The 24,561-nt window shown below is 62.6% G+C and carries 19 protein-coding genes and 1 tRNA gene; 13 read left to right on the forward strand and 7 right to left on the reverse strand.

The window, feature by feature from the left end:
* Window positions 1-76: 76 nt before the first annotated feature.
* Window positions 77-5,446: a HAMP domain-containing protein gene (locus V6R86_RS01580; RefSeq protein ID WP_338501445.1), complete on the reverse strand. Its 5,370-nt coding sequence runs from the start codon at window positions 5,444-5,446 to the stop codon at window positions 77-79.
* Between the two features lie 193 nt (window positions 5,447-5,639).
* Here V6R86_RS01580 and V6R86_RS01585 point away from each other — a divergent pair, with 193 nt between their 5' ends.
* The 11 genes from V6R86_RS01585 (at window position 5,640) to V6R86_RS01635 (ending at window position 17,221) form a co-directional block, all read left to right on the forward strand.
* Window positions 5,640-6,008 (forward strand): hypothetical protein, encoded by a 369-nt coding sequence (locus tag V6R86_RS01585; RefSeq protein ID WP_338501447.1) that lies wholly within the window; start codon window positions 5,640-5,642, stop codon window positions 6,006-6,008.
* 1 nt (window position 6,009) lies between these two features.
* A complete protein-coding gene (locus tag V6R86_RS01590) occupies window positions 6,010-6,294 on the forward strand; it encodes a DUF5985 family protein (protein ID WP_338501449.1) in 285 nt (94 codons plus the stop codon).
* Window positions 6,291-6,560 (forward strand): DUF5985 family protein, encoded by a 270-nt coding sequence (locus tag V6R86_RS01595; RefSeq protein ID WP_338501451.1) that lies wholly within the window; start codon window positions 6,291-6,293, stop codon window positions 6,558-6,560. Before V6R86_RS01590 ends, V6R86_RS01595 begins: the two co-directional genes overlap by 4 nt.
* A gap of 425 nt (window positions 6,561-6,985) precedes the next feature.
* Entirely contained in the window at window positions 6,986-7,531 is a 546-nt protein-coding gene (locus V6R86_RS01600) for a hypothetical protein (protein WP_338501453.1), read from the forward strand.
* 86 nt (window positions 7,532-7,617) lie between these two features.
* Window positions 7,618-8,343 (forward strand): ribonuclease H-like domain-containing protein, encoded by a 726-nt coding sequence (locus V6R86_RS01605; RefSeq protein WP_338501455.1) that lies wholly within the window; start codon window positions 7,618-7,620, stop codon window positions 8,341-8,343.
* A gap of 109 nt (window positions 8,344-8,452) precedes the next feature.
* The gene (locus V6R86_RS01610) at window positions 8,453-8,869 is read left to right on the forward strand and encodes a hypothetical protein (protein WP_338501457.1); all 417 of its coding nucleotides are present in this window, start codon (window positions 8,453-8,455) and stop codon (window positions 8,867-8,869) included.
* A gap of 58 nt (window positions 8,870-8,927) precedes the next feature.
* Window positions 8,928-9,182 carry a hypothetical protein gene (locus V6R86_RS01615; RefSeq protein ID WP_338501459.1) on the forward strand — a complete coding sequence of 85 codons (255 nt, stop codon included), beginning with the start codon at window positions 8,928-8,930 and terminating at the stop codon, window positions 9,180-9,182.
* Complete coding sequence (locus V6R86_RS01620; RefSeq protein ID WP_338501461.1) at window positions 9,179-10,993, forward strand: N-6 DNA methylase; 1,815 nt, start codon at window positions 9,179-9,181, stop codon at window positions 10,991-10,993. The genes V6R86_RS01615 and V6R86_RS01620 overlap by 4 nt, the downstream gene beginning before the upstream one ends.
* The gene (locus tag V6R86_RS01625; protein WP_338501463.1) at window positions 10,986-12,548 is read left to right on the forward strand and encodes a class I SAM-dependent DNA methyltransferase; all 1,563 of its coding nucleotides are present in this window, start codon (window positions 10,986-10,988) and stop codon (window positions 12,546-12,548) included. Before V6R86_RS01620 ends, V6R86_RS01625 begins: the two co-directional genes overlap by 8 nt.
* Window positions 12,545-13,693 carry a restriction endonuclease subunit S gene (locus V6R86_RS01630; protein WP_338501464.1) on the forward strand — a complete coding sequence of 383 codons (1,149 nt, stop codon included), beginning with the start codon at window positions 12,545-12,547 and terminating at the stop codon, window positions 13,691-13,693. Before V6R86_RS01625 ends, V6R86_RS01630 begins: the two co-directional genes overlap by 4 nt.
* A gap of 3 nt (window positions 13,694-13,696) precedes the next feature.
* Window positions 13,697-17,221, forward strand: a complete 3,525-nt coding sequence (locus V6R86_RS01635; RefSeq protein WP_338501466.1) for a DEAD/DEAH box helicase family protein — start codon at window positions 13,697-13,699, stop codon at window positions 17,219-17,221.
* A 44-nt stretch (window positions 17,222-17,265) separates the two neighbouring features.
* On the opposite strand, the gene V6R86_RS01640 is transcribed toward V6R86_RS01635, so the two are convergent.
* Window positions 17,266-18,627, reverse strand: a complete 1,362-nt coding sequence (locus V6R86_RS01640; protein ID WP_338501468.1) for a hypothetical protein — start codon at window positions 18,625-18,627, stop codon at window positions 17,266-17,268.
* A gap of 375 nt (window positions 18,628-19,002) precedes the next feature.
* Entirely contained in the window at window positions 19,003-19,668 is a 666-nt protein-coding gene (locus V6R86_RS01645; protein ID WP_338501470.1) for a hypothetical protein, read from the reverse strand.
* 320 nt (window positions 19,669-19,988) lie between these two features.
* Between V6R86_RS01645 and V6R86_RS01650 the strand changes: the two genes are divergently transcribed.
* Both V6R86_RS01650 and V6R86_RS01655 read left to right on the forward strand, forming a co-directional pair.
* Window positions 19,989-20,534: a hypothetical protein gene (locus tag V6R86_RS01650; protein WP_338501471.1), complete on the forward strand. Its 546-nt coding sequence runs from the start codon at window positions 19,989-19,991 to the stop codon at window positions 20,532-20,534.
* The gene (locus V6R86_RS01655) at window positions 20,524-21,708 is read left to right on the forward strand and encodes a site-specific integrase (protein WP_338501473.1); all 1,185 of its coding nucleotides are present in this window, start codon (window positions 20,524-20,526) and stop codon (window positions 21,706-21,708) included. The genes V6R86_RS01650 and V6R86_RS01655 overlap by 11 nt, the downstream gene beginning before the upstream one ends.
* 55 nt (window positions 21,709-21,763) lie before the next feature.
* Here the strand turns inward: V6R86_RS01655 and V6R86_RS01660 are convergent.
* The 4 genes from V6R86_RS01660 to V6R86_RS01675 form a co-directional block, all read right to left on the reverse strand.
* Window positions 21,764-21,849: transfer RNA gene (locus V6R86_RS01660), tRNA-Tyr, on the reverse strand.
* Window positions 21,850-21,905: 56 nt separating this feature from the next.
* A complete protein-coding gene (locus V6R86_RS01665; RefSeq protein ID WP_338501475.1) occupies window positions 21,906-23,216 on the reverse strand; it encodes a hypothetical protein in 1,311 nt (436 codons plus the stop codon).
* Between the two features lie 85 nt (window positions 23,217-23,301).
* Window positions 23,302-23,994: a pirin family protein gene (locus V6R86_RS01670; RefSeq protein ID WP_338501476.1), complete on the reverse strand. Its 693-nt coding sequence runs from the start codon at window positions 23,992-23,994 to the stop codon at window positions 23,302-23,304.
* Between the two features lie 39 nt (window positions 23,995-24,033).
* Entirely contained in the window at window positions 24,034-24,558 is a 525-nt protein-coding gene (locus V6R86_RS01675; RefSeq protein ID WP_338501478.1) for a gamma carbonic anhydrase family protein, read from the reverse strand.
* Window positions 24,559-24,561: the final 3 nt, after the last annotated feature.

Raw genomic sequence — 24,561 nt, forward strand, 5'->3', positions numbered from 1 at the left:
CGCTCCCCACCGTCATCCGCTTGCGGCGGGGTGCGGGAGTCGGCGATCCTATTCATCGTACCTGGAAGGGGCAAATTCACTCGGCTGCCTCGACCACCTGATCACTGTTCGGTGCGACCTCCCGGCCGCGCGCGACCCACACGCGGAGCAGCGCGAGCAGAAGCTCGATATCGACGGGCTTGGCGATGTAGTCGGATGCGCCTGCGTTCAGGCACTTCTGCCGGTCGCCCTTCATCGCCTTCGCCGTCACCGCGATCAGCGCTACGTCGGCAAGCTGCGGTCGGGCCCGGATCTGCTGCATCGTCTCATAGCCGTCCATTTCCGGCATCATGATGTCGATCAGCGCCGCGTCGATGTCCGGCGTCCGCTCAAGAATGGCGATGCCCTCCCTCCCACGTTCGGCGTGAAGAACCTCCACACCGTGGCTCTCGAGCACGCTGGTGAGCGAGAAGATGTTACGGATATCGTCGTCGACGATGAGCATCTTCGTGCCGGCCAGCTGCGGTCCCTCCTGAGGCGCCGCGCCAAGGTTGTTCGGAGGAGCAGAGCGCTTCTTCGGCTTCTTGGCTTTGGCAAGAAGGTCGCGGAATACCCCGCTAAGTTCTTCCTGATTGGCTGGCTTCTCGGTGACGCCAAGAGCGCCGAGCGACTTGGCCGATTCCCGCCGATCCGCACCCGAGATGACGTGGATCGGCAAGTCGCGGGTATCCGGATCATGCTTCAGGAGGTCGAGCAGCACGAAGCCGTCGATGTCGCTCAGGCCCAAGTCCAGCGTGATTGCATTCGGCTTGAGCTTGCGGGCCATGGCCAGACTCCCGGCACCGGCGGTGGAGACCACCCCCTTCAGGCCGTTCTCCCGAGCTAGGTCGAGCAGAATGGCGGCAAAGGTCGGGTCATCCTCGACGATCAGCACGAAAGGATCGTTGCCGAGTGTGTCGCGATCGTCCTGCACCTCAAAGGGTGCCGGCAGCGCTGTCGGCACGCTGGCCCCGCTATTCTCGTAGCGAGCGCTGCTTCCGCCCTGGGTCGACGGCAATTGGACGGCAGCCATCGGCACGAACAGAGTAAAGGTCGACCCTTCGCCCGGCTTAGAGCGAACTTGCAGCTCACCGCCGAGCAAGCGGGCGATTTCACGGCTGATCGACAGGCCAAGACCGGTACCACCATACTTCCGACTGGTGGTGCCGTCCGCCTGCTGGAACGCCTCGAAGATCAGCTTTTGCTTGTCCTCCGGAATGCCGATACCCGTGTCGGTCACGGCAATTTCGATGGCTCGCTCGCCCTGCCGCAGTACTGGGTGGTTGGCGCTCCAGCCACCCGTCGCCGCACGAACATCGAGGGTGACGCTGCCGCGCGCCGTGAACTTGAAGGCGTTGGATAGCAGGTTGAGCACGACCTGCTGGAGCCGCTTCTCGTCGGTGCGGATCGCCTCGGGCAGCGAGTCATCGAAATTGACGTTGAAGTCGAGGTTCTTGTCCGCCGCGAGCTGGCGGAACGTGCGCTCCATATGCTGCTTGAGGCTCGACATCGGCAGTTCGCCGACCTCGATGCTGACCGTACCGGACTCGATCTTCGACAGATCGAGGATGTCGTTGATAAGGCTCAGCAGGTCCGAACCGGCGGAGTGGATGGTCCGAGCGAACTCGACCTGCTTGTCGTTGAGGTTGCCCTGCTGGTTGTCGGCCAGCAGCTTGGAAAGGATGAGGAGCGAGTTCAGCGGGGTTCGCAGCTCGTGGCTCATGTTGGCCAGGAACTCCGACTTGTACTTGGAGGTGAGCGCCAGCTGCTCCGCCTTCTCCTCGATGGCGCGGCGGGCCATGTCGATTTCGATATTCTTGGCTTCGACCTGCTTCTTCTCGTTCTCCAGCAGCTGCGCCTTCTCCTGCAGCTCCTCGTTGGTCGCGTGCAGCTCTTCCTGCTTGGTCGTGAGCTCGGTCTGGCGCGCCTGAAGCTCCTGGGTCAGCAGCTGCGACTGCTTCAGGAGGCCCTCGGTGCGCATGGTCGCAGCGATCGTGTTGAGCACGATACCGACCGATTCCATCAGCTGATCGAGGAAGCTCTGGTGAGTTTCGTTGAACTCGTTGAACGAGGCGAGCTCGATCACCGCCTTGACGTCGTCCTCGAACAAGGCGGGAAGGATGTTCACGTTCGCCGGAGTCGCATGGCCCAGGCCCGAACCGATGCGGATGAAGTCGGGTGGCACATCCTTAAGGAGGATCGGCCGCTTGTCCGCCGCTGCCTGGCCAACGAGACCTTCGCGAAGGCTGAATTCCTTGCGCAGGTGGTCCGGCCCTTCCGCGCCATAGCTGGCGACCAGCTCGAGCTTGGTCTCCTCGTCCTCGCGCTTGGCGACGTAGAACACGCCATATTGCGCATTCACCAGCGGCGCGAGTTCCGACATGATGAGGTTCGACACCGTTGCCATGTCGCGTTCACCCTGCAGCATGCGGCTGAAGCGCGCGAGGTTGGTCTTGAGCCAATCCTGCTCCGCATTCTTCAAGGTCTGTTCCTTGAGGTTGCGGATCATCTCGTTGATGTTGTCCTTGAGCGCGGCCATTTCGCCCGAGGCTTCAACGGCGATGGAGCGCGATAAGTCGCCCTTGGTCACGGCCGTCGCCACGTCGGCGATCGAGCGCACCTGGTTGGTCAGGTTGGCGGCAAGCTGGTTCACGTTGTCGGTCAGGTCGCGCCACAGGCCGGCGGCGCCCGGCACTCGGGCCTGGCCGCCGAGCTTACCCTCGATGCCGACCTCGCGGGCCATGTTGGTCACCTGATCGGCAAAGGTCGCCAGCGTGTCGATCATGAAGTTGATCGTTTCCGCGAGCGCCGCGATCTCGCCCTTGGCGTCCACCGTCAGCTTTCGCTTGAGGTTGCCCTGCGCCACCGCCGTCACGACGTCGGCAATACCGCGCACCTGGTTGGTAAGGTTGGTCGCCATCAAGTTGACGTTGTCGGTCAGGTCCTTCCACGTCCCGCCGACGCCCGGCACCTGCGCCTGACCGCCGAGCTTGCCCTCCGTACCGACTTCGCGGGCCACGCGGGTCACTTCGGACGCGAAGCCGTTCAGCTGATCGACCATCACGTTGATGGTGTTCTTGAGCGCGAGGATCTCGCCCTTCACGTCCACCGTGATCTTGCGCGACAAGTCGCCGCGGGCGACAGCGGTGGTCACGTCGGCGATGTTGCGCACCTGGCCGGTAAGGTTATCGGCCATGAGGTTGACGTTGTCGGTGAGGTCCTTCCAAGTGCCGGCGACGCCGCGCACCTGCGCCTGGCCGCCGAGCTTCCCTTCCGTACCCACTTCGCGGGCCACGCGGGTCACTTCGGAGGCGAAGCTGTTGAGCTGGTCGACCATCGTGTTGATGGTGTTCTTGAGCTCGAGGATCTCGCCCTTCACGTCGACGGTGATCTTCTTGGAAAGATCGCCCAGCGCCACGGCGGTGGTCACTTCCGCGATGTTGCGGACCTGACCGGTCAGGTTCGCGGCCATGGCGTTGACGTTATCGGTAAGGTCCTTCCAAGTGCCGCCGACGCCCGGGACCTGCGCCTGGCCGCCGAGCTTGCCCTCCGTGCCCACTTCGCGGGCGACGCGCGTCACTTCGGAAGCAAAGCCATTGAGCTGGTCGACCATCACGTTGATGGTGTCCTTCAGCTCGAGGATCTCGCCCTTCACGTCGACAGTGATCTTCTTCGACAAGTCGCCGCGAGCCACGGCGGTGGTCACTTCGGCGATGTTGCGGACCTGACCGGTCAGATTGCCGGCCATCAGGTTCACGCTGTCGGTGAGGTCGGCCCAGGTGCCTGCCACGCCTTCGACCTGCGCCTGGCCGCCGAGCTTTCCTTCCGAACCCACTTCGCGTGCCACGCGGGTCACTTCGGACGCGAAGGAGTTGAGCTGGTCCACCATGGTGTTGATGGTGTTCTTCAGCTCGAGAATTTCGCCCTTCACGTCGACCGTGATCTTCTTGGACAGATCGCCCTTCGCCACAGCGGTGGTCACCTCGGCGATGTTGCGCACCTGGCCGGTGAGGTTGCCGGCCATCAGGTTCACGCTGTCGGTCAAGTCGGCCCAGGTGCCACCGACCCCAGGCACCTGCGCCTGGCCGCCGAGCTTTCCTTCCGAGCCTACTTCGCGGGCCACGCGGGTCACTTCGGACGCGAAGCCGTTCAGCTGGTCCACCATCGTGTTGATGGTGTTCTTCAGCTCGAGGATCTCGCCGCGCACGTCGACGGTGATCTTCTTGGAAAGGTCGCCGCGCGCCACGGCGGTCGTCACTTCGGCGATGTTGCGCACCTGGCCGGTCAGGTTGGCCGCCATCAGGTTCACGTTGTTGGTGAGGTCGGCCCAGGTGCCCGCGACGCCCGGCACCTGTGCCTGGCCGCCAAGCTTTCCCTCGGTGCCCACCTCGCGGGCCACGCGCGTGACCTCGGACGCGAAGCCGTTCAGCTGATCGACCATCGTGTTGATGGTGTTCTTGAGCTCCAGGATTTCGCCGCGCACGTCGACGGTGATCTTCTTGGAAAGGTCGCCCTTGGCGACGGCGGTGGTCACTTCAGCGATGTTGCGGACCTGGCCGGTCAGATTGTCGGCCATCAGGTTCACGTTGTCAGTGAGGTCCTTCCACGTGCCGGCGACGCCTTCCACGCGTGCCTGACCCCCGAGCTTGCCCTCCGTGCCGACCTCGCGCGCCACGCGCGTCACTTCGGACGCGAAACCGTTGAGCTGGTCCACCATGGTGTTGATGGTGTTCTTCAGCTCCAGGATCTCGCCTTTCACCTCCACCGTGATCTTCTTTGACAAGTCGCCGCGGGCCACGGCGGTGGTCACCTCGGCGATGTTACGCACCTGGCCCGTCAGATTGGTAGCCATGGCGTTCACATTGTCGGTAAGGTCCTTCCAGGTACCGGCGACGCCGCGCACGTTGGCCTGACCGCCGAGCTTGCCTTCCGTACCGACTTCGCGGGCCACGCGAGTCACTTCCGCCGAGAAGGAGCCGAGCTGCTCGACCATGGTGTTCACCACCTTGCCGATGCGCAGGAATTCGCCGCGTAGAGGCCGCCCGTCGATCTCGACCGTCATGGTCTGCGACAGGTCGCCCTTGGCCACCGCGCCGATGACGCGGGAAACTTCGGCGGTCGGCTGGACCATGTCCTCGATCAGCTCGTTGACCGAGCTGATGGCGGTGTCCCAGCCGCCGCGGGCGTTCTTGACCCGCCCGCGCTGATTGATCTTGCCTTCCTTGCCGACGACCTGGGAAAGACGCTGGAATTCCTGCGCCATCTCCTGGTTCAGCGAGACGACCTCGTTGAAGAGAGCCGCGATCTCCGCGTCCGCTCCATCGGCATCTTCGGGCATACGAACGGTGAAGTCGCCGCGCCTGAGCGCACGGAGGGCGGTGACAAGCTGGCGGCGATCAAGAAAGTCGCGAGGGGCTTGAACGTTCACTCTCTACTCCGTCGGAGATACTGCCAGCACCGGCCAAGGCGCGCCCCAGCCGCGAACGGGCCTCATAATACCAATTTTCGCTAACGCGCGGTGAAATATGTTAGTCTGAAAGAATGGCTCGGAGGGTTGGCGGGAAGCCGCTGCCGCTGCTAGCGGCTCCCCAGCGTGTACGAGAAGGGCCGATTTCTTTTCAATGCCTGCAGACGAAGGTCTCAAGCGTTTCATCTCGACCAGCTTCCGCTCGGTTTGGTCGTTGGAGCTTCTGCTGTTCCTGAAGCGCCGTCCGGGCGCCTATGGCCGGGAAGAGTTGATCGCCGCGCTTTGCGGAAGCGAGCTGATCGTCCAGCAGGCGCTCGACTGGCTTGTCGCGGTGGGCCTCGTCATTCTCGATGAGCAAGGGCGAGCAATCTATCATCCGGCAACTCCAGAGCTTGCGTCACTGGTTCAGCGGACCGAAGAGCTTTACGGGCGCAAGCCGGACGCGGTTCGCCGCTTGATCGTCGCGGGTGCAGCCCCCGGGCTCACCGCCTTTGCCGATGCATTCCGTTTCAGGAAGGACTGACGTGAACGATCTGGCTGCCACGTTCGTCTATCTGCTCTGCTTCGCCACCAGCAGCGCCTGCGCCTTTCTGCTTGGCCGCAGCTACCGGCGAAGCCGAGCCCGCCTGTTGCTGTGGAGCTCGCTCTGCTTTGCCTTTCTGGCATTCAACAACCTGCTGCTGGTGATCGACCTCGTTGTTCTGCCCGGGCCTGGCATCGACCTTCGCCTCGAGCGTCTGCTTACCTCTCTCGCTGGGGTCGCCATTCTCCTGTTCGGGTTCATCTGGGACCTTGGGGAGGAGGCATGACCCTGTACGACTTCCTCGCGGGCATGCTTGCGGGCGGGTTCTTGATCGCGGCCGTCTTCTTCCTGCGCTTCTGGCGTCAGACCGGTGATGGCTTGTTTGCCTCATTCGCGGGCGCCTTCGCGCTTCTCGGTCTCGCGCAAGCTTTATTGACGCTCGGCGGCTTCCCGGCCGAAGAACGCAGCTGGATCTACCTGATCCGCCTTTCGGCCTTCCTGCTCATCCTAGCTGCCATCTACTCGAAGAATCGCTCGCAGCCTGATGCATGACATCTGCACGGTGCAATGCACCTTTGTTTGGCGACAGTACAAGATCGGCGAACCCGCATTTTCCTTGTCGGTCGCTTGTGATTGAACGTTTGTTTTTGAGCAAAGCCTCTGAGCCTGAATGTCAGGACTGAGTTCCTCCGTACTTCAGCGCTAACTGTACGATCGTCGACTTAAGTGCTTCCTTGCCCAGAAGCTGCCGTTCCGCTTCCGGCCACATTCGGACATTCAGCGACCGAAGCGAAGAAGAGCCAATGAAGAAGGGGCAAGGAATTGCTCCGCCCGGACGTATGAAAGAAGTTTGGGTTTGAGGAGCGATCCATCCCCAAGAGGATACGCCCTTGTCTACTACCATCACTTACACGCTCGCGGTTACAACCGGCAGCCTGCCCGCTGCTCCCTTGCTTCTCGGCGCGGGGGCCTGAGCCATGAGCGACTACCAGGCCGACCGCACCAAGGTGTCCGTCGATGTTGCCGGCGGGGTCATTGAGGGTGAATTCAACGGCAAGCTCAATCGCACCCATGAGGTGATCGAACGCCGGGTCATGCTGCATGGTGGCCTGTCCAGCTGTGTTCGTCATGAACCCATGATCCCCCCGAGCGCTACCGGCATGCTACTGGACGTTCGCGCATTAACGGAACGCTACGAGAGCCAGCGCCTTCCGGGCCAACGGGACCTGATGATCCTGTTCACGGTGCGGTTTTCGCGGGCCGACACGTTCCATGCTCAATTCGAAACGGCTCGCTCGTTCGCCTGGACCAAGCTCTGCGTTGAGCGGCGCCTTGCCGTGGTTCTGGTCCAGCATCAGCCGGGGCTCAGCGGTTATGTGGAAGGTAAGCCGCACGTCCACATGCTGATCTTTAGCCGCGAGCTTCACGACAGCAACTTTCTAGGCTTCACCGATCTGCTGAAGGGCCCGCCGAAGGCCATCCTCGCTGCCGAATGGGCGGCTTGGCTCGCAAAGCTCGCCTGACCCCGTCCTCCCTGCCGCCATTCTCCCCCGCCGAGCCGACAAACGGGGGAGCTGGCGCGCACCTCCAATCCAAAGAAGAGTATTCCATGAAGACCGTTATTATCGACATCGAAACCGTCCTCGACGAAGAGGCTGCCGAGCGCTGCAGCTATGTTCCTATGGACGAGTTCGCCCCGTTCCCCCTGCACCGCATCGTGTGCGCCAGCGCCTTGTCTGTCACGACAAGCGCCTCGGGGCAGCATCTCTACGCTCTGGAGAGCTTCTCGCGCGGAGGGATGAGCGAACGCGGCATCATCATGTCGCTTGAGGCGGCGGTGGATGACGCCAGCGTCGTGGTGAGCTTCAACGGGTGCCGTTTCGACCTGCCGGTCCTGCTTACCCGTGCGATGGTCCATGAAGCGCACGTACCTCGCCTCATCGATCTCCAGAACCGGTCGCGGGTGGGCAAGCATGTCGACCTGTTCGACAACCTGAAGCGCGATGCGGCGCCCGTCAGTCTCGCCCAGCTCTGCGCGCCGTTCGGCATCCCGGTGAAGCAGGAGCCGACCGCCAGCGTCGCCGAGCTCGTCGCCCAAGAGGATTGGGCTGCCCTGAAGCGCTACTGCCAGACCGATGTGGTGGGCTGCTGGCTGGCCAGCCTGTTCTGGGGCAAGGTTCAGGAGCCTGGCTTCGCTCGCGCACGCTGGCGGGAGTTCTCCATCTGGGCGGCCCAGAACGCCAGCGAGTACCCGAGCCTTGCCGCGTTTGTGAACGTCCCGGAGCCGCCGCGCCACGCGTATCCGGCACGCGGCCTCGACGATTTCAACTTCTAGGAAGGAGCGGCGGCATCGGCGGGATGCCGCAGCTTCCGCGTCAAGCAAGAGGCTGGAGGAGAAGGTGCTTCGGCAATGATGCCGAAGGAAAAGAATGACAAACCAAGACATGCACGACGCGACCCTCAGGAACTGGATCATCTGCGAATTGCCGGATGGCCGGCGCTTCCTAGCAGGCAAGGTGTCCGGCGACCGAAAAGGACACTTTCGCGAGGGCACCTACATCACGACGTCGCTAATCGTCAGCCCTGTCGAGACGATCGCCGACCACAACGTTGTCGACACGCTAAACGGCCGTTACCTGCTTAAAGAGCGCAATACCGCCGACGACGTGATCTTCGCCAAGCTCAACGCCTGGTTGGCGCGGCAGGCCGCCCCACCGACACTGCTCCAGGTCCTTGCCACCCGAGACATCGACCTCTTCGCTGCCTTCGTGCTCCGTGGCTTCCGGGCAGCCACGGCTGAGGCGGCCTGGCGCACCAAGGAAGCCCAAACTAAGAAAACGCACCCCGGGAAGATATCATAAAATAATCCTTGCAAGAGTCGTCTCATCGTCTGATATCGAGGTGTCAGGAGATAAGACGATGACACGACACATGCAGGAACGGATGAACCAGCGCGGGATCGTCGGCGACATCGTCGCCCTCGTAGCCCAGTTCGGGGATTGGAACGGCGATCGCCTCGTACTTGACCGCAAGGCGTTGAAGAACGCGGTTCGGTCGCTGGACGGTCTTCGGGCAAAGATGCTCAAGGCGCTCGACAAGGGTGGAGTCGCAGTGGTCGAGATCGACGGTCGGCAGATCACCACCTATGCCCTTCGGAACGGCTGCACTCGATGATCAGACCCTTTTCAGCGCAGATCGCCCACCTTGCGTGGCGACACGGCTTGAGCGGCGACGAGGCGGTGCTGCTAGCCGCAGGCCTCGGCCTTGCAAGTTCGATTGGCGTGACCTTCCAGCAAGCCGGGAGCACACGCGGCCTACTTGCCGAAGTGGCTGGCAGCCTGCGCCCTCGAGACGATGCTGACGGTCTGGCCTCGGCAAGGGAGTGGCTGCGACATCCCTCGGCTCCTTACGAGCTTTTTGACAGCCTTGATGGGAGCGTGGAAGCGCTGCTGGAATCCACGGCAGGTCCCATGGACTGGGATGCGGAGCTCGACGCATTGCTCGAAGCGGCGAGCTACAGGGGGCCTGTCATCGGAATGCCGGTGGCCATAGCAGCGGCAATGCTTGATGTTCTGGCGCTCCCAGCCGCAGGTAATTGTGCTTGCACCTTCGGACCCACCGCCACCATCGCTTGGGCTCTCTCGGAGCGCCGCCATGTGAAGTTCTACGCGGGCGATCCAGACACCGCCCGCCTTTTCTCGATGTTTGCGGCGGCGTCCGGAAGAGACTTGCTGGTCGATCGGCGGAATCCACTGGATGGGTCATTCGCTCCGGTCCAATCCGAGGTTGCCAGCCGTGACCGGCCTCCTCTTGAGGAGGTCGATCACCTCATCTCGGTTTCTCCATTCGGACAACGCGTGCGCAACATCGACGAGACAGTCGTTTCCATTGAGGCATTGCAAGTTCAGCGTCTTCGCCGTTTCGCACGCAAGACGTTCCTTACCATTGTTCCTGATGGGTTTCTCTTCAGGGACAGCCGCAGCGAAGCGGATGTGAGGCGTGATCTCGTCGAGACGGCTGCCGTCGAAGTTGAAAGCCTTCCCGCCGGCGTGTTCGGGCGATCCCAAGGGATCTCCACCTCCTTGGTTCGCGTCCGCGAGAGCAAGGGCGGGAAGCCAGTTCGCTTCCTCGACGGTCGCAACATGCGGTCTCAGACCACCGGGAAGATCCAGGAGCGACTGTTGATCCAGCACCTCCAAGACTGGCCGCAAATGCGGGATCACGAAGATCGGTCGGCCATGGTCCCGACAGACACGATCGCCGCGAACAACTTCGTCCTGATGCCGGACCGCTATGTGCGGCCAAAGGCCCTGCAGACCATTCAGGATGCGGTTGCTGAGCTTCCTCAAGTGGCGCTGACGGACGTTGCAACCATCGAGCGGGGGAAGGCTCCGCGGCCTACGCATGAAGCCGAAGGTGAGCCAGCGCTGGTCTGCCTCGAGCTTGCTCCTGGCGATATCCAGGGCGGCTTTGTCGGGAAGCCTCGGAGAACAGTGGCCTTCTCGGCCGACGAGGCTCAACGTGCCAGGAACGTGGGTGTGAGGCCCGGCGACATCCTCGTGAGCATCAAAGGCAACGTCGGAATTTGCGGGATGGTGCCCGAAGCGGCTCCGAGCCCAGAGGATGAGGAGCCGTGGATCATTTCTCAAAGTCTTGCCATCATCCGGTACCGTCCCAATCCGCACATTCCCTCGCCTGAAATCCTCAACGCGGTTTTGACGGCGCCTTGGGTACGGAGAGGGCTCGAGCGACTTGCGGGCGGATCGACAGTCCGGACTCTCTCCATGAACGATCTTCGCAAGATGGAGATACCCGTGCTTCCCGCAGCCCAGCTGGCGGCGGTAGGCAAGGTCCTCGACCAGGTTACGCAGGAACGAGAAGAAGTCGCAGAGCGGCTTGCCTCGATCGGCAGCTACCAACGCCGAATCTGGGCGAAACTCTGGGGCATGAACCCCGACAAACAGGACCATTCTCTGTATGCTTAATCGCGAAATCCGTAGTCAGGTCGACCGTCTTCGTGACGCCCTCTGGTCCGGGGGTGTGTCGAACCCGCTGACCGGCGTCGAGCAGTTGACCTATCTTCTCTTCATCCGCCGGCTCGATGAAATCCAGTCGCGGGAAGAAGCCAAGGCGGTGGCTCTCGGCCGCGACGTCGCTCGCCGCATCTTCCCAGACGGCAAGGACGGGCTGGAAACGCCTGGCTTTCGCGATGGCGGTTGCCCCTACGAGCTAATGCGCTGGTCGCGGTTCAAGAACGAGAAGCCGGAGCGCATGTTCGAGATCCTCGACAGCCACGTCTTCCCATTCGTCCGCACGCTTGGCGGCGCGGAGTCTGTCATGGCCGCCCACATGAAGGGTGCCCGACTGGCTTTCACCCGGCCGGCGTTGCTCGACAAGCTGGTGCAGGGCCTCGACGCCATTCCGATGGATGATCGCGACACGAAGGGCGACATCTACGAATACCTCCTCTCGATGATCGCCTCGGCGGGTGAGAACGGGCAATTCAGGACACCCCGCCACATCATCGAGCTGATGGTCCGCATGATGGCACCCAAGCCCACCGACACCATCTGCGACCCGGCGGCTGGCACTGCGGGGTTCCTGATGGTGGCAGCGGAATACCTTCGCGCCACCCATCCGGAGATCTTCCGTGACGCCAAGCTTCGGGATCACTTCGAGACAAAGGCTTTCACCGGCTTCGATTTTGACGAGACGATGCTCCGCATCGGCGCGATGAACTTGATGCTGCACGGTATCGAGGAGCCACGGATTTCTTATCGGGACAGCTTGGCCGAGGACTCAGGGGACGATGCCGGGTCTTATTCCCTGATCCTTGCCAATCCACCCTTCGCTGGCAGCCTAGATCATGAGAGCTGCGCCAAGGACCTGCAGCGGGTGGTCAAAACTAAAAAGACTGAGCTTCTATTTCTGGCGCTGTTCCTGCGAATGCTGAAGACCGGCGGCCGAGCCGCGGTGATCGTGCCCGATGGGGTGCTGTTCGGCAGCTCAACCGCGCACAAACGTATACGCCACACGCTGGTCGATGATCACAAGGTTGAGGCCGTCATCAGCCTTCCGGCAGGCGTATTTCGACCATATGCCGGCGTTTCCACTGCCATCTTGATCTTCACCAAGACAGGTCGCGGGGGCACCGATCATGTTTGGTATTACGACATGACGGCTGACGGTAAGTCACTGGACGATAAGCGAAATGACCTCCTGCCCGAGGAACTACAGGGTCCATGCCCGACGCGACCCCTGGCCGATGAAGAGCTAGCAAAGAACAACCTACCCGACGTCCTTGCCCGCTGGGCTGTTCGCGATGGCATCGAACGGAGCCGTCCTCGCACTGCGCAGAGCTTCACGGTCTCACGCGATGAGATTGCAGCGGCGGACTATGACCTGTCGATCAACCGCTACAAGGAGGTTGAGCACGATCGGGTCGAGCACGACCGACCGGAGATAATCCTTGCCGAACTGCGCAAGCTGGAGGGTGAGATTGCCGCAGGGCTGACGCGGCTTGAGGAGATGCTTGCGTGAGCTGGCCAATCGTTCCGCTGGGCGATATCGCCGAGATCGAACGTGATGGAGTCGCGCCCGAGGAGATTTTGCCCGGCACCCCTTACCTCGGCCTCGAGCATATCGAGCAGGGCGGCCGAATCCTGTCGCGGCAGCAAGTGGCTAGCGGTGAACTCGCGAGCACTAAGTTCCGCTTCAGTTCGGACCATATCCTCTACGGCAAGCTCCGCCCCTATCTGGCAAAGATTGCGCTGCCGGATTTTGCCGGGATCTGCAGCACCGACATTGTACCCCTCCGTCCAGGCGAAGAGGTCAATCGACAGTATCTAGCGCACTTTCTGCGGCAGCCCTCAATGGTCGGCTATGCGGCATCCCGTGCAACGGGCGCCAACCTACCGAGGCTCAGCCCAAAGGCGCTGGCGAAGTTCGGCGTTCCATTACCTCCGCTGCCCGAGCAGAAGCGGATCGCGGCAATCCTCGACAAGGCGGAAGATCTCTGCCGTAAGCAAAGCTCATTTCAGTGCCAGTTGCGATCCATTGTCGCAGCAGAATTTGAGCACCGCTTCTCGGCGCCCCATTCCTGGCAGCCGCTAGGGGAAGTTGTAGTTGACACACTCATCGGTCTCGTTCGAGGAAGCGAGGAGTTCGGGCGCACCTTTGCCATCCCTTACGTTCGCATGGATGCAATCTCTACAGATGGCGCCTACCTGCCGGAGAAGGTCCAGAACACTGAAGCAAGTGCGGAAGAGTTGTCGCGCTATGCGGTTGTCGAGGGCGACTTGCTGTTCAACACCCGTAACTCACGCGAGTTAGTAGGCAAGAGTGCCGTTTATCGTGGAAGTGGCGCCGTGGTCTTCAACAACAATATCATGCGCATTCGCCTCCGAGACGGTTGGAATTCACGGTTCCTCGACTCCTATCTACGCTCCAGTAAGGGCCGTCAGCAGCTTGAACAGCGAAAGAGCGGAACCACCAGCGTCTGGGCAGTCTACTGGTCTAAGCTCCAGACGTTGCCAGTTCCCGCCGTGGAGCCGGAAGAGCAAGCCAACTTTGGGGAGTTCGCCGACGAGGTGCATGCCCGATTGACCATCGGTGCCAAACGGCAGACCTACCTCGACAATCTCTTTGCCGCTCTTCAACATCGTGCCTTTCGCGGGGAGCTTTGAGGAATGAACGAAGAGCGCAAAATCCTGTCGGTTCGGGCGGGTGAGCGCTTCGGCGACGCGACCGCGCCAGCCACTCCGCCCAGCCAATTCGTCTTCGTTGCAGCTCACCCCTTCCTGCACGAACATGCCGCCATGGCCGAGGCGCTCGCGATCGCCGATCCGCGCGGCTCGGCGATGCGCTCGCGGCTGGGGGTCGAGGCGATGGTGCGCTGGCTCTACGACCATGACGCGAGCCTCCGCGTTCCTTACGAGACTAGCCTCAACGCACTGACAAACGAGCCAAGCTTCCGGCGGCTGGTCGGCCTGATGGTCGGGACTAAGATCGACCTCATCCGGAAGATCGGCAACCGTGCTGCTCATCCGGGCGCCTTCGGCGACAGTCAGGCCATCAGCGCCGTCCGAGAGCTGTTCCATGTCTGCTACTGGTTCGCCAGCCACTACAGCCAGCAGCCACCGCCGCCCGAGCTTGGCTTCTCCGCCGACCTTTTGCCTCGCAACACCATCGCGGCCCCGACCGACGCCGCCGCCGCCGCCGCCTTGCAAGCAGAGGCCGCTCGCCATGCTGAAGCCCTGGAGAGGGAGCGCGCGGAGCGGCTGCGGGATGCTGAAGGAAGGGCCGCGATCGAAGCCGAGCTCGAGCGCCTCAAGGCCGAATACACGGCACTTCGGCAGGCGAACTCACAGGCCGACGCCCGCCACGACTACAATGAGGCGCAGACCCGCGATGAGTTCATCGACCTGCTTCTGCGGGAGGCGGGTTGGGCGTTGACCAGGCCAGGCCGGGACACCGAGTTCGAGGTGACCGGCATGCCCAACTCGGAAGGGCGTGGCTTTGCCGACTACGTGCTCTGGGGCGCCGATGGGAAGCCGCTCGGCGTAGTTGAAGCCAAGCGCACCCGAAAGGATCCCCGCGAGGGCAAGCAGCAAGCAAAACTCTATGCGGACTGCCTGGAGAACATGTTCGGGCAACGTCCGGTGATCTTCTACACCAACGGCTACGACCACCACATCTGGGATGACAAGCGCTACCCACCGAGGCCGATCAGCGGCTTCTTGACCCGTGACGAGTTGGAGCTTGTCGTCCAGCGGCGGTCTAATCGGCTGCCACTCGCCACGGTGCCCACCAACCGCGACATCGCTGCTGGCGGCGGACGGAACTACCAGGAAAAGGCGATCCGAGCCGTCACCCACCGGATCGAGGACCATGATCGCGGCGGGGAGCACCAGCGCAAGGCACTGCTCGTCATGGCCACGGGCTCGGGCAAGACGCGAACGGTGATTGCGCTCTCCGACATCCTGATGCGGGCGAACTGGGTTAAGCGGGTGCTGTTCCTGGCTGACCGCGTCCCGCTGGTCCGGCAGGCCGCCAACGCCTTCAAAAAGCACCTTCCCGACTGCGCCACGGTCAATGTCTGCCTTGAGCCGGCGAATGACGGTCGCGTGTTCGTGTCGACCTACCCAACGATGATGAACCTGATCGAGAGGTCACGGGCCGACGGGCGGCAACGGTTCGGACCCGGCTACTTCGATCTCATTGTCATCGATGAGGCGCACCGCTCGGTGTATCGGAAATACCGTGCCATCTTCGACTGGTTCGACGCTCCGCTGGTGGGTCTCACAGCGACACCCAAGGACGAGGTGGACCGCAACACCTATCAGCTCTTTGAACTGGAACAGGGGGTGCCGACCGACGCCTACGACCTGAAGCAGGCGGTGGCTGACGAATGGCTGGTCCCACCTCGCGCCCGTGACGTCCCGATGAAGTTCCCACGAGAGGGCATCAAGTACGACGACCTCTCCGATGAAGAGAAAGACGAGTGGGACGCCACCGAGTGGGGCGAGGATGGTCCGCCTGACAGCGTGGACCCGTCGGCGGTGAACGACTGGCTGTTCAACCAGGACACCATCGACAAGATGCTCGAGCAGCTGATGCGGGACGGGCTGAAGGTCGACGAGGGGGAGAAGCTCGGCAAGACCATCATCTTCGCCAAGAACCACCGGCACGCCGAATTCATCGTTGAGCGGTTCGACGCCAACTACCCTCACCTCAAGGGGCAATTCTGCCAACTGATCGACAATCAGGTGCGCTATGCTCACCAGCTGATTGATCGCTTCTCTGACCCCTCCGACACGCCGCAGATTGCTGTGTCCGTGGACATGCTGGACACCGGCATCGACATTCCCGAGATCCTGAACCTCGTCTTCTTCAAGATCGTCCGGTCCAAGTCGAAGTTCTGGCAGATGATCGGCCGGGGCACCCGGCTTTGCCCCGGCATCTTCGGCGAAGAGAAGGGCGATGAAGGCGCCAAGCGCTTCTTCTACGTCTTCGATTATCTCGGCAACTTCGACTTCTTCAACGCTCAAATTCCACAGGCAGATGGCAAGCTTGCGATGCCGCTTGGCGAGCGGCTCTTTAGGGCCCGGGTAAAGCTGCTGGGTCTGCTGCAGCCTCGGGAGCATGGCGGGCCAATCGTCAAAGAAGAGCCAGAGGCGTTCGAAGGCGCCGAGCTTGGTCTCTATCGGTCGGTGAGGGACCATCTGGCTGCGGAGGTCGCCGGCATGCCGCTTGAAAACTTCATCGTTCGAAGCCAGCGCCGATACGTCGAGAAGTTCCAGCGATCCGAAACATGGCAACGGCTAAGCCAAGAAGACCAGCACGAGCTTGCCGAATACCTGTCCGGCCTACCCACCAGCGTCATCGACAACGACGTCGACGCCAAGCGTTTCGACATGCTCTGTCTCCGCGTCCAACTGTCGCTGCTTCGGGGTGAGCCGGTCGAGAGGCTGCGCCGCCAATGGGTTCAGCTGGTTCACGCCCTGGAAGCCAAGGAAAGCATTCCTGACGTCGCCAAGTTGATGGTTCTGATCCAGGAGGTGCAAACCGACGATTGGTGGCGAGATCTTACGCCCGAGATGATCGAGCAGGCCCGCCGCAAGCTTCGCGGCCTGATGAGCCTCATTGAGCCTGGCGAACGGGTGATTGTTACGACGAACTTCACCGATGAGATCGGAGACACACGCGAGATCGCGATTGGCGACTTGGGGGACTCAGAGGCGCTGGCACAGTTCCGGCGCAAGGCGCGGGCTTACATCGAGGCTCACCGGGACCATCTCACCCTGGAGCGGCTTAGGCAGGGCCGCCCTCTCACTCAGGCAGACCTTGATGAGCTCCAGCGAATGTTCGAGCATGCGGGGGTTGCCGGTGCCAATGATTTCGCCCGCTTTCGGGCTCACGATGGCCTGCCAGCCTTGATCCGGTCCTGGGTAGGTCTCGACCGCAACGCCGCGAAACGAACCCTGAACGACGCGCTGGATGGGTCCGTGCTGAGCGCCCAGCAGCTCCACTTCCTCGACCTGATTATCGACCATCTCACCAGCGCTGGTTCGATGGACCCGGCATTGCTCTACGAGCCGCCCTACACCGATGAGGCGCCGAATGGGGTTAGCGACGTCTTCGACCTGACGCAGGTACAAAACCTTGTTTCGGCAATCCGAGGGCTCGAACCACGATACGCTGAGAAGGCCTGATCCGATCCACGGCTGACCTGCCTCAGATCGAAAGCCGTCTGCAATTACTCGCTGGTGTCGCTTTCGACATCCGGCTGTGCGTTGACTAAAATTCGATCGACTTCTCGTGCAGGCGTGACCCACACGATCTCCGATGGGTTCATCTCTTGTGCGTCGACCAGCGTGGCCGGCTTCAACTTGCTTGGTTCTCTTGGCAAAAGCCCATGCCCCGACCAAGTCGGATAGCCACGCCATTGCTCACCCTTGGTCTCGAAGGCCAGACAGGCCTCCTCTTCAAGGTACGAGAAGAAGCGAATCGGTAGAGCCTTGGGTATCCCGCCGCCCTCGGCGATCCAGTGCTCCAGCCACACCTGCATCCTGTAATCCTCGGTAGCGACATCAGGCGAACCCACCGCTGCGAGCTGCTCGCGATGCCTTCGTCGCGCTACAGCCCGCATGGCGCGTGAAAAGCATTCTTCTGATGAAGGTGCATTGTAGAGTGTCAGCCATGCAAGCGGCGGCACCAGCGGCTCAACAGGCACGCCCGAAGATCCGAAGGGATCATCTTCGAAGGCGCGCCTTGCTTCTTCCTGGGTATTCAGCATCGTCTTCAATGCGGTGAAATCGAGAAACGAGGGCCAGGATCCGGCGAGAATGCGTCTTTGGACGGACGCATAGGAGCCGTCAGTCGAAGCAGCGGCTTCATCGGTCGGCGCAGCCGTCGTTCGCCGTGGCCTCCCAAAGTAGGCCCGAACGTCCACCCCAGGTGGCAGAGACCTGCGCCAATCGGCGGCGCGGCTCGTCTTGGGAGCGCCATGGGGGTGAAATTCCGTGATAAAGCGTCTCAGAGCCCAACGAGCGCCGAAGGCGAGCAGCTCATGAAGCCGATGCTCCCCTCCGAACTGATGAAGCGCCTTCATCTCGTTCGCACCAAAGTGATCATTTACGGCGACCATCAGCGGCCACCCCGGTCCGATCGCCGCCTTAGCCGCAACGTTCTTCTTCATCTCCTTCATTAGCGCCGAGGCGGCGATCAGGAGGCCTCCAGCCTGCACCTGGTTGACCTCAACTGCCCAGGCTCTTCGATGCGCTTCGATGTCGCCGATGAACATGGGTCTTTGTCGAGCCAAGTGGCGTGCTCGCGATTTCAGCTCCCCCGAGTAGGCGTAATCCATGTCAGGACGAAGTTGAAAGCTGCCGACGGCCACAGCTTCAAGCCAGCTAGCCAGGTCTGGACCTTGGCCAACCAGCCCGAAGATAATCTTTGCCACCCATCTAGATACCTCATCGGAGTCTTGGTCCTCCGCCAAGACGTCCATGAGCTTGCGAACTTCGCTGATAGCATCTGGTCCTTCGACCTCCCACATCTTGCGGAACGCGGCGATGAGATGGTCTGGCACGATCTCGTGCAAAGGCGCTTCGAGCATCAGTTCGCTGCCTCGGAATGTGCTTCACTTTTGGGGTGCCAAGCTTCCTGGCACGCCAGACGCGCTCGGCCGTTCTGGAGCGCAGACACGACGTCGCGCGTCCTGCGACTCCATATTGTGTGACAAACACTTGTCTGAGGACCGAGAAGCGGGTGACAAATCCCACCGTTCGACGGGATTTCCGGTGACAACTGGCTCGATCTATTGTGACAGACCGAGCGCTTCTCTCGTGACCATTGAATTTGCGCAATAACGTAAAACTGGACACCGAGTTTTACTTTTGCGGGCGGCTGTGCCGCCGGGCGCCGGCTAGGGCCGGCGGGGCCTTCATCGCCGCTCCGACGGCGACTACGGCAGTTAACGAGATCAGGCACTTCAATCCTCCCCAAGAGCCTTGGGGCGAGCCTGAGCTCGGCATAGTACGATATTCGCGATCGCCTGCTCCTCGTCCGCTGTAAGGCAGCACAGATCGGCCCACCCGATCTCGAAGCGCGTGTGAAGGCGGCTGAGGAAATCTGCCGATCCAGCATACAGGCCGCTCTCTTTGTGGGCCGCCCGGGTCCGTTCGAGCTCCTCGAGGGCGTGGCGAACGGCGGCGAGTTCGGCATCGACCATCTCCAGCTTAGCCAGTGGGACCGCCAACGCCGCCACCAAGGCGGTGACCTCCTCGCTGAGCTTGATCCGCTTGAGCAGAAGGGCACCGGCGCGATCAGATGGATAGGGAGTGTTCAGCTTGGGATTGTGAAGACGGCGCCGGGCGTCCTCAGCAGACTGCCCGGGATGCCACCCAGCTCGGACTTCCTTGAGACGTCCAATTTGATCCATGATCTCTCCAAGCTCGTCGCCAAGCTCTTCAGCGACTTTCGCAACGAGATCTCCCAGCAGGTGAGGTGAACGCCCAGAGGATTTCTCGACAATCCCGCGGATGAGATCGTGGGCGTCGTGGTTCGAAAAGACTTCATGCTTCATGTTCTTCTCCAGCAGCGACCTCTCGCAATCGTGCGTAGCCGGTCGTTGTAAGGCGGACCCAAAAGGGTTCATCGATCGCGCAACCCTTAGATGCGCACTGCCCCAGCTTCTCGCGCACCCGTGTCGCGGAAGGCCTCGAGATCACGAAGGTAGTAAAAGACCCGGCCCCCGACACGGCGGGGCCGAGGCCCGCATCCTTTGCCGCCCCACGTGGCCAACGTTCCTGGAGCTAAGCCCAGGAACCGAGCCGCATCTGCCCTCGCGACACGACCATCCGGAAGCACTCTCACGCTAATCTGCACAACGTCCACTGGACTTCCCCCGATTTCTACCGATATAGGTAATAATAAGTGATCTGGAGGCGAACAAGCGGAAATATGAAAGGAGAGAAGATGACCGAAGTAACGGCTAAGCGGGCAAGAGGCCGACCGAGGAGTACGCCCAGCGAGGGGAAGCGCTACTCCATTTCCACGAATGTGTCGGCCGACACTCGCACCAAGCTCGAGCTTTCAGCAGACCGCAACGGACAGTCGCTCGCGAAAGAGGCGGATGATCGAATTCGCCAGTCGCTGCTTGACGACGAGGCGCTTGGAGGTGGAGCCACAGCGCACGCACTGCGCACCCTTGCAGGCGTGATCTGGCATATCGAGAAGAAGCACAAAAAGTCGTGGGTCGAAGATTATTACACTGCTCTCGCGGTCCAGACTGCCTTGGCGCAGTCGGTGTCGACGATTTTCGCTCCGAATCCTCATCAGCTTGACGAGTTCGTCCTTGTTGACCTCGTGGATCGACCTGGCTTTCACGTCCCTGCGAAAATCTCTGAGCAGGTCAAGGAGCATGAAAGGCTTCGCGAAGCCGCAGTAATGCTTGGTCGCTCGGTCGGGCTCGGAACGATTGTTAAATCGAAGCTTGGCAAGGACACGTCGGGTGGCGCTTAAGTTCAGCAAGCTGAGTGGGCGGGCCATCTCCGCTCTCGTGCCGGGGGGCAAGATCACTGAACACGGCATCGTCGCTGAAAAGACTAAGTCAGGCGATGTGCGCTTCTCCATCAACGTGATGGTGGATGGGCAGCGCATCCACCGCGTCGTCGGCAAGGACAGCGAGGGAGTTCGGCGTGGTACCGCTGAACGCCTCATTGAACAGCTGAGAACTGAAGCCCGCGAAGGCCGCCTCAACCTTCCCGAGGGTCGGAAGCTCCACCGCACCTTCGCTGAAGCCGCCACCGAGTACGTAAAGCGGATGGAGGCGACCGACGGCAAGGACATGAAGAACAAGAAGCGGCACCTGACGCAGAGGCTTGTCCCGTTTCTTGGCAGCACTCGGCTCGACAAAATCAGCCAGCACAAGCTGAAGGAATACCGCAAATCCCGCTCGGACCAGGGTGCGGCGGCCGCGACGATCAATCGTGAACTATCCACGTTATCCCACCTGCTGAACCACGCTTCGACAAAGGATTGGGGGTGGATGAGCAAAGCGGACCTTCCCGAACTGCCCAAGGAGAAGGAAACCCGTAAGCGGATTAGGATTCTGACGCCCGAGCAGCGTGTTCGCCTGCTTGAGGCTGCGGCGGCAGACCAGAACCCGCGCGTGTGGCTCTTCGTCCTCTTCGGGCTGAACGCCTCCATGAGGCACTCAGAGATCGTGCAGCGCCGTTACGACGAGGTCGACTTCGACAGCTGCAACATCTGGATCGACAAGGCCAAGGCCGGTGAGCGGCAGCAGCCGATCACCCCAGCGTTGAGGGACGCTCTTCTTTATCAGCGCGACATGGAAGATGACCCGAACGGATGGATCTTCCCTGCGATGCGGCCCGGCACCAAAACGGGGCACTGTCGAGACATGCGGGGTCCGTTCAAGCGCGCCGTCATCCGCGCTGGCCTAAATCCGGCCTACTGCACGCCCCATGTGATGCGGCACACGGCCATCAGCGCACTTGCGATGGCCAAGACTGATGTCCCAACCATCCAGAAGATCAGCGGGCACAAAACGGCTGCGATGGTGCTGCATTACGTTCACCTATTCGGCGATCATGTCCACGACGCGATCAACGCGCTGAACATCACGGTCCCCGAATCAATTACACCAGAATTACACACGCGAACGCGAGGTTGACCTACCTAGGGAATTGGACCCAACAAAATTGGTTGGATCTGAATACCTTAGAAGATGGTGGAGAGGGCTGGATTCGAACCAGCGTACGCTTGCGCGGGCAGATTTACAGTCTGCTGCCTTTAACCACTCGGCCACCTCTCCACGAGGTCAGGCCGGGCGCCAATGCCGCCCGGCGGGGTGCCTGTCAACTTCAGTGTTCAGCGGCGAACCGCTTCTTCCAGCCGGCGGACGCCAAGCCCGAGCGATCGCCCGTCGCCGTCGGGAAGCAGGACGGGGGCCAGTTTCTCGGACCCCGGCACGTCGCGCCCGACCAGAAAGGCCGCGCCGGTGCGCCCTTCGCCCGATGCGGTGCGATAGGCGGCATTGAGCGCGATCACCGGCACGAACAGCGCCTTGCCCCCCGCTTCATACGCCCGGATCGCGCCGCGCGGCACCACCAGTTCATGGCTCAGCACGGTTTCCCCAAGCGGGCCGAGTTCCGGAATGGCGATGGTGCTGGCCGCCGGCCGGGCAAAGAAGCCGGCCAGCGCCGCTTCCTGATCTTCGCCGCCGTTGATCGTCACGGTTTCCAGCGCGATGGCCCTTGCATGGCCGGTACCGCCGTTGCCGACCAGGATGTCGATGCGCAGCCGTGCCTCGCCTGGCGTGAACAGGATTTCGCGTACCACGAGGTCGAGTTCGATCCAGCCGCGCAGGCGGGTGCTGACGATCCCGCCGGACTTCGCGGCCGGAACGGGCGGCGACGGCGGCACGGCCGGGGGCGGAGCACCGATCGGTGCGCGCAGCCGGGTGGTGACGAGACCGGCCGGGCGCGGGGCTTGCGGCGGCGCTTCCGGAGCGGGCGGCGGGGCGGCAGGCGGCGTGGGGGCGCGGGGCGGTGGGGTGAAGTCCGGCTCGGGCGACGCCCGCTCGAACGCCCGGCCCGCAGGTCCGGCCAGGACCGGACGCCGACGCTGGCGAAGCACCAGCGCCAGGGCGATGCCGCCAAGCGCCGCGGCCAGCAGCCACGGCCACCACAAGGGCTGAGACGGCGCCGACGTCGCGGTGCCCGGCTGGCTGACGGTGATCGGCGGCAAGGGCGCGGCGGCCACCGGCGGTGCCGGGGTGATCGGCGGCAAGGCGCTCGGCAACGACGTCGGCGCCGGCTCGGGTGCAGTACCTTGCGGACGCGGGGCCTCGGCATCGGGTTCCGTAGCTACAGGTGCCGCCCGCGCGGGTTCGGTGGTGCGAGCGGTGTCAGGCGCGGGGCGATTGGCGGTCGCCGGGGCCGGGACGGCTCGCTCGGTCGGGGCGGGCGCCGTGCGCGGAGAGTCGTTGGTGCTCGGCGCGGGTGCCTGCCGGGTTCCGGGCAAGGCGAAGTCGCGTAGCTGCTCTGGCCCGACGGTGCCCTCGCGCGGCGCCGGTGCGGGGGTCACGACATTGGCGGGCGCCGCATTGTTCTGCGCCGCGGCCGGCAGGCTGAGGCCAAGCACAGCGCCGGCAAGAATGAGGTGGGGAAATCGCGTCACGTGAGGGGCGCTACAGGATCGATGCTGAAGGAGGGATGGCCAGCCTCTAGGCCTCCCCTCCCCCAGCGGCAAGCATGACGCCGTGTTACCGGGCGTCGACCAGCACCAGCTCGGCGTCCTCGTCGCCGGTGATGACGAGGCTCGTCTCGCCGGTGATCGCCACCCCGTCGCGGGCTTGCGCGGCGACGCCGTTGATGCGGACCGGGGCCGAGGGCACGAGGTACAGGTGCCGCGCGGGATCGGCCACTAGCGTGATCTCGCTTCCGCCCTTCAGCGTCGCGCCCATGATCCGCGCGTCGGCATTGATGGTCAGCGCGCCGTCGCCTTCCTTCCCGCTGGCAAGCAACTGGAACGCGCCGTCACGGGCTTCGCGCGGGAAGGGCATTGCGCCCCAGCTCGGCGCCGCGCCGGGCCGATCGGTCTCGATCCAGATCTGGAACAGGGTCGTGTCCTCGTCTTCGAGGTTATATTCGGCATGGGTGACACCGGTCCCGGCGCTCATCACCTGGACGTCGCCGGCGCCGGTGCGGCCCTTGTTGCCCATGCTGTCCTGGTGCGTGATCGCGCCGGTGCGGACGTAGGTCACGATTTCCATGTCGCGGTGCGGGTGCGGCGGAAAGCCCGACTTGCCCGCGATCTTGTCGTCGTTCCACACGCGGATCTTGCCCCAGCCCATGCGGCCGGGATCGTAGTAATTGGCGAACGAGAAATGGTGGCGGGCGTCGAGCCAGCCGTGGTTGGCGTGGCCGAGCGAGGCGAAGGGGCGGATGTCGATCATGAACGGCAATCTGGGACGGCGCGCATGGGCGCTCAAGTGTCAGCCCTGTAACCGCAGGCTGCGGTCATAAAGCGCGGCTTTCTCCGCGTAATGAAGCGCGCTCGCCTCCAGTATCCGAAGCTCGGCGTCGCTGAGCGCACGGACGATGCGAGCCGGCGCGCCGATCAGGAGGTGCCCGGCTTCATAGACCTTGCCTTCGGGCACCAGGGCGCCCGCGCCGACAATGCAGCGCTCGCCGATCACCGCCCCGTTCAGCACCCGCGCGCCCATGCCGATCAGCGCGCCCGCGCCCACAGTGCAGCCGTGGAGGATCGCCTGATGGCCGACCGTCACCCGGGCGCCGACCGTCAGCGGCGCGTGGGGATCGCTGTGGCACACCGCACCGTCCTGGATATTGCTTTCCCGCCCGATCAGGATCGGTGTGTTGTCGGCCCGGATCACCGCCCCGAACCACACGCTGGCCCTTGTCTCAAGCCGGACATCGCCGATCAGGTCGGCACTGGGGGCGACCCAGCTTTCGGGTCCGAGGGTAGGGCCGACGTCGTCCAGGGTATAGCAGGGCATGGC

This window comes from Sphingomonas kaistensis (assembly GCF_036884275.1).
GTDB lineage: Bacteria > Pseudomonadota > Alphaproteobacteria > Sphingomonadales > Sphingomonadaceae > Sphingomicrobium > Sphingomicrobium kaistense_A.

What these genes read in the sequence shown, in the direction of transcription:
- V6R86_RS01640 (WP_338501468.1), bottom strand. Translation starts at nt 18,627, where the DNA reads ATGCTCGAAGCGCCTTTGCACGAGATCGTGCCAGACCATCTCATCGCC.
- V6R86_RS01615 (WP_338501459.1), top strand. Translation starts at nt 8,928, where the DNA reads ATGACACGACACATGCAGGAACGGATGAACCAGCGCGGGATCGTCGGC.
- V6R86_RS01600 (WP_338501453.1), top strand. Translation starts at nt 6,986, where the DNA reads ATGAGCGACTACCAGGCCGACCGCACCAAGGTGTCCGTCGATGTTGCC.
- V6R86_RS01595 (WP_338501451.1), top strand. Translation starts at nt 6,291, where the DNA reads ATGACCCTGTACGACTTCCTCGCGGGCATGCTTGCGGGCGGGTTCTTG.
- V6R86_RS01650 (WP_338501471.1), top strand. Translation starts at nt 19,989, where the DNA reads ATGACCGAAGTAACGGCTAAGCGGGCAAGAGGCCGACCGAGGAGTACG.
- V6R86_RS01625 (WP_338501463.1), top strand. Translation starts at nt 10,986, where the DNA reads ATGCTTAATCGCGAAATCCGTAGTCAGGTCGACCGTCTTCGTGACGCC.
- V6R86_RS01585 (WP_338501447.1), top strand. Translation starts at nt 5,640, where the DNA reads ATGCCTGCAGACGAAGGTCTCAAGCGTTTCATCTCGACCAGCTTCCGC.
- V6R86_RS01610 (WP_338501457.1), top strand. Translation starts at nt 8,453, where the DNA reads ATGCACGACGCGACCCTCAGGAACTGGATCATCTGCGAATTGCCGGAT.
- V6R86_RS01645 (WP_338501470.1), bottom strand. Translation starts at nt 19,668, where the DNA reads ATGAACCCTTTTGGGTCCGCCTTACAACGACCGGCTACGCACGATTGC.
- V6R86_RS01635 (WP_338501466.1), top strand. Translation starts at nt 13,697, where the DNA reads ATGAACGAAGAGCGCAAAATCCTGTCGGTTCGGGCGGGTGAGCGCTTC.
- V6R86_RS01605 (WP_338501455.1), top strand. Translation starts at nt 7,618, where the DNA reads ATGAAGACCGTTATTATCGACATCGAAACCGTCCTCGACGAAGAGGCT.
- V6R86_RS01670 (WP_338501476.1), bottom strand. Translation starts at nt 23,994, where the DNA reads ATGATCGACATCCGCCCCTTCGCCTCGCTCGGCCACGCCAACCACGGC.
- V6R86_RS01675 (WP_338501478.1), bottom strand. Translation starts at nt 24,558, where the DNA reads ATGCCCTGCTATACCCTGGACGACGTCGGCCCTACCCTCGGACCCGAA.
- V6R86_RS01620 (WP_338501461.1), top strand. Translation starts at nt 9,179, where the DNA reads ATGATCAGACCCTTTTCAGCGCAGATCGCCCACCTTGCGTGGCGACAC.